At 61.6% G+C, this 12,820-nt stretch carries 9 protein-coding genes; 2 read left to right on the forward strand and 7 right to left on the reverse strand.

Translation table 11 applies throughout. The features are described 5' to 3' along the window. Nucleotides 1-207 precede the first annotated feature (207 nt). From DTP52_RS08700 to gabP, 4 genes are all read right to left on the reverse strand, one after another. Nucleotides 208-1,557: a TolC family outer membrane protein gene (locus tag DTP52_RS08700; RefSeq protein WP_109752968.1), complete on the reverse strand. Its 1,350-nt coding sequence runs from the start codon at nucleotides 1,555-1,557 to the stop codon at nucleotides 208-210. 2 nt (nucleotides 1,558-1,559) lie between these two features. After that, entirely contained in the window at nucleotides 1,560-2,930 is a 1,371-nt protein-coding gene (locus DTP52_RS08705) for an HlyD family type I secretion periplasmic adaptor subunit (protein ID WP_109752969.1), read from the reverse strand. Beyond that, on the reverse strand, nucleotides 2,923-4,644 hold the full coding sequence (locus tag DTP52_RS08710; RefSeq protein ID WP_109752970.1) for a type I secretion system permease/ATPase: 1,722 nt from the start codon (nucleotides 4,642-4,644) through the stop codon (nucleotides 2,923-2,925). The genes DTP52_RS08705 and DTP52_RS08710 overlap by 8 nt, the downstream gene beginning before the upstream one ends. A gap of 308 nt (nucleotides 4,645-4,952) precedes the next feature. Next, nucleotides 4,953-6,353, reverse strand: coding sequence for a GABA permease (gene gabP / locus DTP52_RS08715; RefSeq protein ID WP_109752971.1), 1,401 nt, complete (start codon nucleotides 6,351-6,353; stop codon nucleotides 4,953-4,955). 523 nt (nucleotides 6,354-6,876) lie between these two features. Here gabP and DTP52_RS08725 point away from each other — a divergent pair. Beyond that, on the forward strand, nucleotides 6,877-7,488 hold the full coding sequence (locus DTP52_RS08725) for a TetR/AcrR family transcriptional regulator (protein ID WP_109752973.1): 612 nt from the start codon (nucleotides 6,877-6,879) through the stop codon (nucleotides 7,486-7,488). A 51-nt stretch (nucleotides 7,489-7,539) separates the two neighbouring features. On the opposite strand, the gene DTP52_RS08730 is transcribed toward DTP52_RS08725, so the two are convergent. From DTP52_RS08730 to DTP52_RS08740, 3 genes are all read right to left on the reverse strand, one after another. Continuing rightward, complete coding sequence (locus DTP52_RS08730) at nucleotides 7,540-8,643, reverse strand: polyamine ABC transporter substrate-binding protein (protein WP_109752974.1); 1,104 nt, start codon at nucleotides 8,641-8,643, stop codon at nucleotides 7,540-7,542. A gap of 39 nt (nucleotides 8,644-8,682) precedes the next feature. Then, the gene (locus tag DTP52_RS08735) at nucleotides 8,683-10,020 is read right to left on the reverse strand and encodes an alginate export family protein (RefSeq protein WP_109752975.1); all 1,338 of its coding nucleotides are present in this window, start codon (nucleotides 10,018-10,020) and stop codon (nucleotides 8,683-8,685) included. Between the two features lie 117 nt (nucleotides 10,021-10,137). Next, on the reverse strand, nucleotides 10,138-11,397 hold the full coding sequence (locus DTP52_RS08740) for a serine hydrolase (protein WP_109752976.1): 1,260 nt from the start codon (nucleotides 11,395-11,397) through the stop codon (nucleotides 10,138-10,140). A gap of 309 nt (nucleotides 11,398-11,706) precedes the next feature. On the opposite strand from DTP52_RS08740, the gene DTP52_RS08745 reads away from it, so the two are divergent. Continuing rightward, nucleotides 11,707-12,810, forward strand: coding sequence for a sigma-54-dependent Fis family transcriptional regulator (locus DTP52_RS08745; RefSeq protein WP_109752977.1), 1,104 nt, complete (start codon nucleotides 11,707-11,709; stop codon nucleotides 12,808-12,810). Nucleotides 12,811-12,820: the final 10 nt, after the last annotated feature.

The raw sequence follows: 12,820 nt of genomic DNA on the forward strand, positions 1-12,820 counted from the left end.
TGTGGGAGCGAGCCTGCTCGCGAAGGCGCCGGCACATCCAACAAAGATGCTGACTGACCCACCGCTATCGCGAGCAAGCCCGCTCCCACAGGGGTCGTGCTGTGCCTGAAAAATCCAGGACAACCCCACAGAGGGTCGTGCTGTGCCTGAAAGGTTGAAGGCAAGCACAAGGCCTGGACCGTTTCTGTGGCGAGGGATAAGGATTGTCTAGAACAGCCTTTGCACCTGCTCCAGTACCGCGCGGTTCATCTGGCCGGTGTGGGTGTGCAGGCTCACATAACTCTGCAGCATGTCGAGCTTGGTATTGAGCAGGTCTCGACGGGCCTGGAACAGCCGCTGCTGGGCATCGAGGATGTCCACCGTGGAGCGCACGCCGCCCTGGAAGCCTTTTTCCGTCGAGGCCAGTGCTCGCTGGTTGGACTCAACTGCCCGCTGCATCGCCTTGCTCTTGGCAAACCCGGCTACGACACCCAGGTAATCGGCCTCGATGTCCTCGGCCAATTGCTGGCGCTGCACATCGTAGTCGGACTGGGCGCCGGCCAGTTGCGCCTCGGCCTTGGCCACCGAGGCTCGTACCGCCCCGCCGCGATACAGCGGAATATCCAACTGCACCCCGACGTAGTAGGTGTCCTGGCGCGGGTCGAGTTCCTGGTATTGACGGGTTTCCCGGCGGGTCAACTGAGTGGTCAACGACAGGGTCGGATAATGCCCGGCGCGCTGACTGTCAGCCTGGGCCTCGGCAACTTTCACCGCTGCCAGCCGGGCGGCCAGCTCGGGGCTGGCCTCCCGGGCAATTGCCGTCCAGTACGGCAGGTCCTGCTCCGGCGGGATCGGGCTGCCGGCGGCCAGTTCTTCACGCATCGGCAGGATGTCATCGATGGGCACGCTGGCACGCCCGGACAACGCCCGCAAGGCCGCCACCCGGCGCGCCTGGGCTTCAGCCTCCTGGGCTTGCACCAGGTCGAGCCGCGCCTGGGCTTCGTCGATATCGGTAATCGCGCCCTGGCCGCCCTCGTACAATTTTTTGCTCTGGATGACCAAGCCTTGGATGGCCGCCTTTTGCTGCTGGATCAGCTTGATCTCATTCTCGGCACGGGCGACCTCGAAATACCCCTTTGCCACCCGGTCATACAAGGTCTGGCCGGCCACATCGAACACCCGGGTGCCCAATTGTCCCCGCGCCTTGCCTTCCTGGTACGCCGCCCAGCGTGCCTTGTCGTAGAGCGGCTGCTGCGCCGCCAGGGTCACGTTGTTCGCCTGGTAATCGTTGCTGTTGACGTAAGTGCTGTCATCGCCGCCGTCGGTGCGCCCGCCGTAGCCGTAGCGCGAAGTCAGCGACACCTGCGGATAAAGCCCACCGCGACCGATGTCCTCTTCATGGCGTGAAGCTTCGAAGGCGTGGGCCGCCGATTGCACGGTCGGATCGTTGAGGCGCGAGGCATCGTAGGCGGCGGTCAGGCTCAGGCCCCCCTCGGCAGCCCACACGGGATTGATCGCCGCCCATCCGGTACACAGGCTTAGCAACACACGCAAACGGTAGCGGCCACGGTCGACCATGCTCATTCCTCCTTGAAGGCTGCAAGCAAGCGTTCACGCAAAGGCTTCATCAGGTAATTCATCAAGGTGCGTTCTCCGGTCACCACCGTGACATCGGCGAGCATGCCGGGGCGTACCAGCAAGCCGGCGCTCTGCAACGCAGCCACGGTGTCGGCGGGAATCTCGACCTTGGCGGAGAAGTACGGCTGGTGCGTTTGCTCATTGATCAACTGGTCAGCCGACACCGTCGTCACCGTTCCGGTGACCGTCGGGGTGTCCACCCGTTGCAACGCCGTGAAATGCACGTGCACCGGCAGACCCGGACGCAGCTTGTTGGCCATCAGCGGCTCGAAACGGGCCGTGATCGCCATCGGCGCATCCAGCGGCACCACCTGCATCAGGGTTTGCCCGGCCTGCGCAACGCCGCCGACCGTATGAATACTCACATCCATGACCTGCCCGGCCACTGGCGCACGGATCGCACCGTTGTCGACTTCAAACTGCAAGGCACGAATCTGATCGGCATAGCCGGCCGCCTCGGCAGACACTTCGCTGAGCTGGGTTTCTGCATCGCGGCGAAATTCCTGTTGTGCCTGCAAGGCCTTGAGCCGGCTTTCGTTGATCGCCTGGCGAGTCCTGCCGACATCGCCCACGCCAGAGGCTATCTGTCCCGCCAATTGGGCCGCGTTGCGCTCGGCCTCGAACAGTTTGTTGCGCGGAACGTAGCCTTCGCGGGCCAGGTCACGCAGGCCTTCGAGTTCCTGCTGCTGGAAACGCATCTGCGCGTCGTAGTTGCGCTTGACGCCTTCGTAGCCAAGCAATTGCTGCTGCAAGGCCGCGGCTTCGTGCTCAATGATCTGCAAACGACTGCCCAGCTCCGCGCGGCGGGTGATGAACAATTGGCTCTGCAAGGCCATGGCCGCCTTGACCCGTGGCTCGTCGGCGTGGGCCAGCAGTTCGGCGGGCCATTGGATCTCGGCGCTGCCCAGGCGCTCGGCAATCAAGCGCGCCTCGATGCTGCGATCATTGAGGAGCTTGCCCAGGGTCACGTCCAGTTGCGACTGCGCCTGCACCGTGTTGAGCTGTACCAGCAATTGCCCCTGGGTGACGCGGTCGCCATCGCTGACCAGCAGCTTTTCCACCACCCCACCGACCAACGACTGCACGGCCTTGCGCTCCCCCGCCACCACCACGGTGCCGCTGCCCACCACGCCCTGGTCGAGCGGCGCCAGGCAGGCCCAGAGCAGAAAACCACCCAGGGTCAGGACCAGGAATCCGACGCCATAACGTGCTGCGCTTCCGGCGTCGGTACTGGCGCTGGGCAGCGTTGTGGTGCTGCGCACGCTCAGCCCGTGCTCGCTGTAGGTCTGTGCCTCGGGGATCAGATCACGCATCTTCGCCAGCCTCCCTGACCGCGGCCGGCCTTGGCCCCGGCATCAATGCCTTGAGCACTCGGTCCCGTGGGCCGAACGCCTGTTGAGTACCGTCCTTGAGCACCAGGATGTGATCGACCACCGCCAGTACACTGGGCCGGTGAGTAATCAACACCACGGTGCTGCCGGCCGTCTTGAGCGCATTGATGGCCTGTACCAGCGCCAGCTCCCCGGCGTCATCGAGATTGGAGTTGGGTTCATCGAGCACGATCAGCGATGGCCGTCCGTAAAGCGCGCGAGCCAGGCCCAGGCGTTGTTTTTGCCCACCGGACAAGCCAAGCCCGCCGGGCCCCAGCGGCGTGTCGTAGCCCTTGGGAAACCGCAGGATCATCTCGTGGATGCCGGCATGACGCCCGGCGGCGATGATCTTGTCGGCGTCCTGCTCACCGAAGCGGGCAATGTTGTCGGCGACCGTGCCGTCGAACAGTTCGATGTCTTGTGGCAGGTATCCAAGGTACGGGCCCAAGGCGTCGTGGGACCATTGGCTGATCTCGGCATCGTCCAGGCGCACCGACCCGCCCATGGCCGGCCAGACCCCGACCAAGGCCCGCGCCAATGTCGATTTACCACTGGCGCTAGGTCCGACCACCGCGAGCACATCGCCCTTGGCGAGGCTGAAATTGATGCCGCGCAGGATCGGCTGCGAAGCACCCGGCGGGCCGACATACAATTGTTCCAGGCGCACCGCGCCGGTAGGTGGCGGCAACGGCATGCGCAAGCGTTCGCGCGGATGCTGGGCCAAGAGTTGACTCAGGCGCTGGTAGCTCTGGCGCCCGGCGTTGAACTGCTTCCACGAGCCGATGGCGATTTCCACGGGCGCCAAGGCTCGCCCCAGCAACAGCGACATCGCAATCATCATGCCCGCCGACAGTTGGCCTTCAAGCACCAGCAAGGCACCCAGCCCCAACGCCAGGGACTGCCCGGAGATACGCACGAAACGGGTCGTCGAGGTGATGCGCGCGCTACGGTCGCTGGCATGGGCCTGGGCGGCAATGATCCGTTGCTGCAACAGGCTCCACCGCTGACGCAGTGGCCCGAGCATGCCCAGGGCCTGGATGACTTCAGCATTGTGCAGCGTGCTGTTCACATAAATGGACGACTGCACCCCCAGCCGATTGGCCTCCCCCAGCCGTGTTCGCGTCGCCAGTTCGCCCCACAGCGCCAGGCCGATCAGCACCAGCGCCAGCACCAGCGTCAGCACGCCAAACCAGGGGTGAAAAATGAACGCCACCAGCAGGAAGATCGGCAGCCAGGGTGCGTCGAGCAAGGCAATCAGGCCCTGCCCGGTAATCAACTGCCGCAGCGTGGCCAGATCGGTGAGCACCTGCGCCGGATTGGCGTTGTGCTCGCGCAGGCTGCGGGCGAAGGCGGCGTCGAAAATCCGTTCGCCCAAGGCCTCGTCCAGCCCTGCGCTCATGCGAATCATCACCTCGCCGCGCACCCACTCGATCAGGGCGCTGAACATGAACAGCCCCAGGGCCATCAACGTGAGCATGAACAAGGTAGTTTCGTTGCGGCTGGTCAGGACCCGGTCGTAGACCTGCATCATGTAGAGCGACGGTACCAGCACCAGCAGATTGATCACGCCACTGAACAATGCCAAGGCCCAGAACACCCGGCGATAGCTCAGTAAGGCAGCATCGATGTCATGACGCGGATCGAGTAGAAACCCCATGGGAAATCGCCTGCAAGAGAAATGGTCGGTCCAGGACGCAATCCATCGCGAGGCTTTTTTCCCGAGGCTATTCGAGAAAAAATCAATCCAGTCGGCGTGCTGTTATCAGGGGCGATCCTCATCCCTACAGGCGCCAATTACTGACAACGCAGCCGCCGGTTAGTGCCGGTTCGCAGGGGTGGGCTTGCAAGTGGGTGACAGGCGGGCGGGCCGCGCTTCAGGACGGAGGTTATGGCGTCCTGAACAGGCCCAAAACGAGGTTTTGTTGACGCCAGTAACGTGGCGTCAACAGGGTAAAAACGGCACGGTTAACCGAGGGATGCAACCTGTTCAGGCTGGGGCGAATGTCGCGACGTCGACAGGCCGATAAAGGAAATGACCAGCGCCAGGCCGAGGGTGGTACTGACCTCGCTCCGATGCTCGGGCGTGACCATCATGACCGCCAGCGCCGCCGAGATGAACACGATGACCAACCAGGTCAGCCAGGGGAACAGCCACATGCGCAAAGGCAGCTCGATATTCTGCCGTTGCAACATCCGGCGCATGCGCAGTTGCGAGATGGCGATCACCAGGTACACCAGCAAGGCGATGGCGCCGGAGCTGGCGAGCAGGAACTGGAACAGGCCGGCGGGCATGAAGTAGCTGAACAAAGTGACACCCGCGCCCAACACGGTACTGGCAATCACCGCAGACCGTGGCACACCGGCCGAGGACGTGACCTTCACGGCCTTTGGCGCATCGCCACGGCGCCCCAGGGAATACAACATCCGCGAGGCGATGTAGATCGAAGAGTTCATGCAACTGGCCACGGCGATCAGCACCACCACATCCACCAGGAACTTGGCATGGGGAATGTTCATCAGCTCCAGGGCCCGCTGGTAGGAGCCCACTGAAGCCAGGAGCGGATCGTTCCAGGGCACCACGGAAATGACCACGAAGATCGACAGCAGGTAGAACACACCGATACGCCAGATCACCGAACGGGTGGCCTTGGCAATGTTCCGCGCAGGGTTATCGGATTCGGCGGCGGCGATCGTTACCGCCTCCGTACCGATGAAGCTGAACATGATGGTGATGAACGCACCCACCACCGCCGACAGACCATTGGGGGCGAACCCACCATGCTCCTCCATCAACCGACTCAGGCCGCTGGCTTCACGCTCGGGTATCCACCCCATCAGCACCGCGAAACCCAGGGAGATGAAACCGATGATCGCCACAACCTTGGCCATGGCGAACCAGAACTCGAACTCGCCGTACTTGGAGACGCTGAACAGATTCGTCACGGCCAGCAGGACGATCGATACCGAGGCGAACAGCCAGGCATCGACGGCGGGAAACCATTGGTTGAGTACATGACCAGCGGCCAACGCTTCGATGGGAATCACCAGCACCCAGAACCACCAGTACAGCCAGCCAATAGTAAAGCCTGCCCAGCGTCCGATGGCCTGGTCGGCATAGGTGGAGAATGAGCCGGTGTCCGGATTGGCGACCGCCATCTCACCCAGCATGCGCATGACCAGGACCACCAACAGCCCGGAGAACAGGTAGGCCAGCATGACTGCCGGGCCGGCGGCGGCGATGGCATGGCCCGATCCGACGAACAAACCGGCACCGATGATCCCGGCGATGGAGAGCATGGTGACGTGACGAGGCTTGAAGCCCTGTGCCAAATGGCCGTTCGAATCCTTGAAGCTGGGGCTGGTCATTTTCTTATTCTCTTGTGATCGAACATTGAGGCGCGCGCAGGGACAGTCGGTGTTGCTGGTTTTCCCGCTCCTCCTGAAAGCGAGACCGCTTGGTTGTGTTGATCCACCCTGGGCAAACGTGCGCACTTGCGGTGAAAAGTCGCGCCACGTTACCTGTGTTTTCTCCCCAGTCAGTTACCTGAACGCGCCACCTCTGTGCCTGATGTCGCCACGTGGGGCATGGCGTTTTGCCTCTTGCCAGGCGTCTGGACCGTGGCATTCAGCCAAGTCCTTGAGGGGCGTAAACGAAATAAACCCTTTAAAAACTTTACTGGGTTAAGTATTTTGCGTGGGGCATCAGGTGCTATTGCTATCCGCCATAACACCGGTGGGAGCGAGCCTGCTCGCGATTGCGGAGTGTCAGTCAACGTCAATGTTGGCTGCTTCAGTGCAATCGCGAGCAGGCTCGCTCCCACAGGTTGATCTGCAACTGGCTGGCATTGCTCCGGTCGCCTCTTTTTTATTTCAATGACAAGGACCTCCCGTGAGCGGACTGCGTGAACGTCAAAAAGCCGAACGCCGCCAAGCCATCAGCAAGGCAGCGGTCGAACTGTTCGAACGCCAGGGTTTCCAGAACACCACCATCGAACAGATCGCCAACCAGGCCGGCGTATCGGCTCCCACCGTGTTCAAGTACTTCGGCAACAAACAGGAAATCATCCTCGAAATCCTGCATGACGCCGACCAGCGCGCACTTACGGACACCCGCAGCCAGATGCCTGAAATCGAGGATCCGGTCGAAGCGCTGTGTTATCTGGAGCGGTTGCTCACCGGTTATGCGCTGGAAGTCATGCACCCAAGCCTTTGGCGCGAATTGCTGCCGCTGATCCTGTTCGGTGGCGACAACGGGTTGCCCGAAGGTTATCGCGCCATGAACGATGCGCTCAGGGCCGAGATCAGCGGGCTGATCAGGGAGTTGCAAGAGGCTGGCAAGTTGCGCGCTGATCTGGACGTCGACCTCGCCGCGTTCCTGTTGAACGACTATTCGCACTTACAGCTGTTCAGACTGGTCAACCAGGAACAGCCGGATATCGAGGCCCACTCCACCCAGGTCCGGCGTATCACCGAACTGCTCTTCCTGGGCATGCGCGCCTGAGGGCGTCACCCACCGATACGGACCCGGCGCCGCAGCGCCGGGTCACGCTGATCACTGATGGGTCTTGATGCTGATCCAGGTGCGGGTGCGGACCCGCTCCACGGCGGCCGGCACCGGCTCCAAGGCGAACAGGGTCTTGCGCGCCTCGTCCGGCACATACATGGCGGGGTTGTTGCGAATTTCAGCATTGACCAACGCCGTGGCGTCCTTGTTCGGGTTGGGGTAACCGATCTTGTTGCTGATCCGGGCAATGACATCCGGACGCAAGATGTAGTTGATGAACGCGTAGGCCTCCGTAGCATGGGGCGCATTGGTGGGCACCATCATGACGTCCGACCACATCGGTGCGCCCTCCTTGGGTAGCGCCATTTCCACCTTGACTCCCTTCCCAGCGTCTTCAGCCAGTCGCTTGGCCAACGCCACGCCGCCCGACCAGCCCACCCCTACGCAGATCTCGCCGTTGGCCAGGTCCATGCCGTAGCGTGACGAATTGAAATAGGTGATGTAGGGGCGAACCTTGAGCATGGCCGCCTGCGCCTTCGGGTAGTCCTCACGTTTCTGGCTATTGGGGTCCAGCCCTTCGTAGTGCAAGGCAATGGGCATGATCTCGTTGGCGGCGTCGAGCAGACCCACGCCGCAACTGGCCAGCTTGACCATGTTCTCCTCCTTGAACAAGATGTCCCAGGTGTTCATTTGCACATCCGCGCCGAGCACCTGCCGAACCTTGTCGACGTTGTAGCCGATCAGGGTCGTGCCCCACAGATACGGCGCCGCATAACGGTTGCCTGGATCGCCGACCGCTTCCAGGGACTTCATGAACTCGGGGTCCAGATGCTGCCAGTTCGGCAATTGGCTGCGGTCCAGGGGCTGCACGGCACCGGCGGCAATCAGGTGACTGACGTTGGAACTGCTCGGGTACACCACGTCATACCCGGAGTTGCCGGTCAGGAGCTTGGACTCCAAGGTCTCGACGCTATCGAAGACGTCGTAGATGGGACGGATGCCCGTTTCCTCCTGGAAACTCTTGAGGATTTCCGGCGGCAGGTACTCGATCCAATTGTAGATTCGCACCGTCCGCTCTTCGGCCAGGCTCGCACCACTGACCAGCATCGAAACAACAGCGCCCAGCAAGGTGTTACGCAAAAACGTACTCATGATCAAACACTCCAGCGCGGCCGCGAAGGCTCGCGGCACTTAATAGCGGTAGGTGAAGTAGAGTTCCAACGCGCTGAATTTCCGGTCGTCGCCGAAGACCTGCTTGGCCGCGGCCATGGGCTTGACCCAGTTATAGGACAGTGAGGTGGACAGCGACTTCGACGGTGCCCAATCGAGGAAGACTACACTCTCGTCGGCAAAACGCCGGTCGCTGACGGCGGTACCCATGTAGTTTTTTTCGTCGAGCCAGAACTGGTAGTGAATCGCACCGAGGGTGAGGGTTTCGTTGAGGTGGGTCTTGAGCGAGAACTGTTGGACGTTTTCGTTGCTGTTGAACAGCAGGTAGTTGCCGACGACATCGCCGATCAGCCAGGTGCTCCAGTCGACGAAGCCCTTGCTCAACGGATCCCAGGCTTTCTGGCGGTTGTCCGTGAGGTTGTCGTCGCCGGAAAAACTCGCGTAGCGGTAGCCAATGACCGGGGTCAGCGGCAGCGTGCTGAAGGTGTAATCGGCCTGGCCGTACCAGGCCTCGGCATCGTAGTCCACGCCTTCGCCACTGCCTCGCTCCAGGGCATATTCGGCGTTGAGGGTCAGGTCCGGGATACCCGGCAGCTTGGCGTTCAAGGCCCGCACGTTGTACACCAGCATGCCATCGCGGCGGCGCGGTAACGTACTGCCCTTGGGTCCCATGGCCTTGACCTTCAACACCGTGGCCCCGAGCGTCACCTGGTCGTCGAGGTTGTAGTCCAGGTTCGCGCCGCTCATGCGAAAGTCCCCCAGGTCGCTGTCGGTTCCCAGGCTGAAGCCCTGGACTTTCAGCGCGCCATGGTCCCAGGCGACCACCGCCGAATCCTTGAAGGCGGTACGCGGGGCGAGCCAATAGGCGCCGTCGTTCAACTGGTCGAGGTTGCCATCCATCACGATGAAACCGTTGCCGATCATGTAGTTCTGGCGACCGCCCGTCACCGTCCACTCCCCTGCGCGGAAACCGCCATAGAACTCTTCGGTCGACACCTTGCCATCGGAGCTGCGGGTGAAGCCACCGGCATCGCCATCACCGAAGGTGGTCGCCCCCACCAGTGAGCCGCCGGCCAGCAGGCTGAAATCCGGCTGCACGGCGTATTCCAACTTGACGCCTGGCTTGACGTAGAACTCCTGCCAGTCGATTTTCGTGCCGCGATTCTTGCCGCTGCGCATATCCACCACGCCGCCGCCAAAGTTGACGTTGCGGGTAGAGAGGATGGCGCCACCGGCACTCAAGTTGACCTCACCCTTGAGGTTGCCCTCCTCGAAGGTGTAGCCCGCCCATGCAGCCTGGGCGGTCAAGGGTAACCCGAGCATGAGGAACGTTCGGGACAAACGCGTCATGGAAACCATATGGAGCTCCTGTGTGATTATTGTTGTTACAGGGCAGTGAAAGGCGCGCAAAACCGCGCCAACACCTGGCTAGGCCAGGTGAGCGGAACGCAAGACTCTTGTGGTTATCGGATGAAGTCAGGGCGTCAGGTGCGCTGCGATGGCACGCAGCATTCGCACGCTGTCGCCGTCGAATGGGCTGACGGCATCGTCCAGGGACGACTGCTTGACGATCACCACGCCGGACGGTTTGTCGATGAACAGGTATTGGCCATGGATGCCACCGGCCATGAGCGCCTGGCTGTGGTCGTTGAAGACATACCACTGGCTGCGGTAGGACGCACCAGGGGTCCAGCTCGAGAAGTCGGGGGATGCGGCGTAGATCGCCGGATCGGCCCCGGCGGCGATACCGGCGAGCGCCTCGGCCGAGAGCAGTTGTCGCCCGTCCTGGCGACCATCGTTGGCCAGCAGGCGACCGAAACGCGCCATGTCACGCAAGGTCGCACTGAACCCGGCACCGGCTACGCTGCGCCCCCAGGGGTCGGCCAGGAAATAGCCGTCACGCTCACAGCCCAACTGGCTCCAGACTGCCTGCAGCAACTGGTGGCAAGCCTTGCCAGAGGCCCGCTCCATGACCCAGGCCAACGCCTCGGTGGTGGCCGTCACGTAATGGAAAAAGCCACCGTGACTGCCGCGTTTGCGCAGTGAAGGCAAGTACTGGTAGAGGGATTCGAACGTCGTGTACTGCGCCGGTGCCGGCTGGAAACCGCAGGCGTAACCGTATTGGGAACTCTCTGAATCCGGATCCTCATAGACTTCGCTGTAATCGACGGCTACCGCCATGTCGAACAGCTGGCGCACGGTCGCATCGCCGAACGCGCTGCCCGTCAATTCCGGTACGTAGTGTGCGGCCGTCAGCGTCGGGTCCAGCAGGCCTTCGCAGACCAGTTGCTCGCCCAACGCCCCGATCAGCGACTTGGTCACCGAGAACATGATGTGCCGGTCCCGGGGACGCTGGCCGTTGAAGTAGCGCTCGAACAGTACGGTGTCGCCCTTGAGGACCAGGAAAGCATCGGTCTGGCTGGCAATCAGGTGGTCGATCACGCTGATGCTCAAGCCACACTCGCTGTCGAAGTGCAGCTCATCCAGCGGCTGGAGCGCCTGCTTGAAGGCGCTGACCGGCCCGGTGCCGGCCTGCACGTCGATGGAAGGACGCAAGCGGGCCAGGTTGCGGAAGCCCCATTGGTTGAACGGCGGGCTCATCCAGTTGTGCCAGGTGACGCGGCGGTGGGGTTCGGCGGGAAAACCTTGCATGAGCGAAGGCGCCGTGTGGGTGTCAGACGACTCGTGAGTCTCGACGTAAAGACAGGCCAATGAAGGCGCGGTGTTCTGATTCATCGGGTTGCCCCTGCGAAATGACTCTGCGTGAAAGCAGATGCAGGGAAATAATTACTCGATGTTATTTTTTAGTCAATAAAACTTTTTACCGTACCTTCGATTGATTGCCGTTATCGCTACCAGGGCTATCAGTCCAGCGTTGCATCCTTGCGGACATAGCCCTAAGCAAATAACTAAAGGTTATTTGTTTTATATTTTTTAGATCATTTAAATTACAGCATAAGCCCAATGGCTTCCTGCGGTGTTGTCATCAAGGAGCGATGGCACGCCCAACTTCAGTCACGGCAATCTCATTAACGGGCCACCGTCATGCAGCTTCTAACGCTACCTCCCTCCCCTGGCCTTGCCACTTCCATTCGTGCCACGGCCCAGGTCTTCGAAGACCCCACCTCCCGCGCTTTGCTGGCTCACCTGCAACAAGTAGCGCCCAGTGACGCCAGCGTGCTGATCATCGGCCAGACCGGAACCGGCAAGGAACTGGTGGCGCGCCACGTGCACAACCTCAGCGCTCGTCGCCACAAGCCGTTCGTTGCAGTCAACTGCGGCGCGTTTTCCGAAACCCTGGTGGAGGCCGAGCTGTTCGGCCATGAAAAAGGCGCCTTTACCGGTGCGCTGACGGCCAAGGCCGGTTGGTTCGAGGAAGCGGACGGCGGGACGTTGTTCCTGGATGAAATCGGTGATTTGCCGTTGCCGATCCAGGTCAAGCTGCTCCGGGTGCTACAGGAGCGCGAGGTGGTCCGGCTGGGTTCGCGCAAGAGCATCAAGATCAATGTGCGCGTGCTGGCGGCCACCAACGTGCAGCTGGAAAAAGCCATCAATGCCGGGCACTTTCGCGAAGACCTCTATTACCGCCTGAACGTGGTCAGCCTGGTGCTCAAGCCCTTGCGCGAACGCCCCGGTGACATCCTGCCGCTGATACGCCACTTCATTACAGAGTACAGCCGCCGGCTCGGGCACGGCGAAGTGACGCTGGATGCCCAGGCCCAGCGCAAATTGCTCGACTATTCGTGGCCGGGGAATATCCGCGAGCTGGAAAACGTCATCCACCACACACTGCTGATTTGCCGCCACAACGTGATCGGCGCGCAGGACTTGCATCTGTCGAACTTTCGTATCGAACGCCAGGACAACCCACCGCAATCTACGCCTCAAAGTGCGGAGGAGCTGTTGCACAAAGCCTTTGAGAAACTGCTCGAGCAGGAGCATGGCGATTTGTATGAAAAGGTCGAGGCCGAGCTGTTGCGCGCGGCCTATCGATATGCCAACTGCAACCAAGTCCACACCGCCAGCCTGTTGGGCCTGAGCCGAAACGTCACGCGAACGTTGCTGATCAGGATTGGCGAGCTGGTGGTCAATCGACGCCGCCCGGCACTGAGCACGCAGGATGGCCAGGTGATCAATCTGTCGACCTGAGCTACCAGGG

The sequence above is a fragment of the Pseudomonas sp. 43mfcvi1.1 genome (genome assembly GCF_900115935.1).
Taxonomy (GTDB): Bacteria; Pseudomonadota; Gammaproteobacteria; order Pseudomonadales; family Pseudomonadaceae; genus Aquipseudomonas; species Aquipseudomonas bijieensis.

What these genes read in the sequence shown, in the direction of transcription:
- DTP52_RS08700 (WP_109752968.1), bottom strand. Translation starts at nt 1,557, where the DNA reads ATGGTCGACCGTGGCCGCTACCGTTTGCGTGTGTTGCTAAGCCTGTGT.
- DTP52_RS08745 (WP_109752977.1), top strand. Translation starts at nt 11,707, where the DNA reads ATGCAGCTTCTAACGCTACCTCCCTCCCCTGGCCTTGCCACTTCCATT.
- DTP52_RS08740 (WP_109752976.1), bottom strand. Translation starts at nt 11,397, where the DNA reads ATGAATCAGAACACCGCGCCTTCATTGGCCTGTCTTTACGTCGAGACT.
- DTP52_RS08730 (WP_109752974.1), bottom strand. Translation starts at nt 8,643, where the DNA reads ATGAGTACGTTTTTGCGTAACACCTTGCTGGGCGCTGTTGTTTCGATG.
- DTP52_RS08735 (WP_109752975.1), bottom strand. Translation starts at nt 10,020, where the DNA reads ATGGTTTCCATGACGCGTTTGTCCCGAACGTTCCTCATGCTCGGGTTA.
- DTP52_RS08710 (WP_109752970.1), bottom strand. Translation starts at nt 4,644, where the DNA reads ATGGGGTTTCTACTCGATCCGCGTCATGACATCGATGCTGCCTTACTG.
- gabP (WP_109752971.1), bottom strand. Translation starts at nt 6,353, where the DNA reads ATGACCAGCCCCAGCTTCAAGGATTCGAACGGCCATTTGGCACAGGGC.
- DTP52_RS08705 (WP_109752969.1), bottom strand. Translation starts at nt 2,930, where the DNA reads ATGCGTGATCTGATCCCCGAGGCACAGACCTACAGCGAGCACGGGCTG.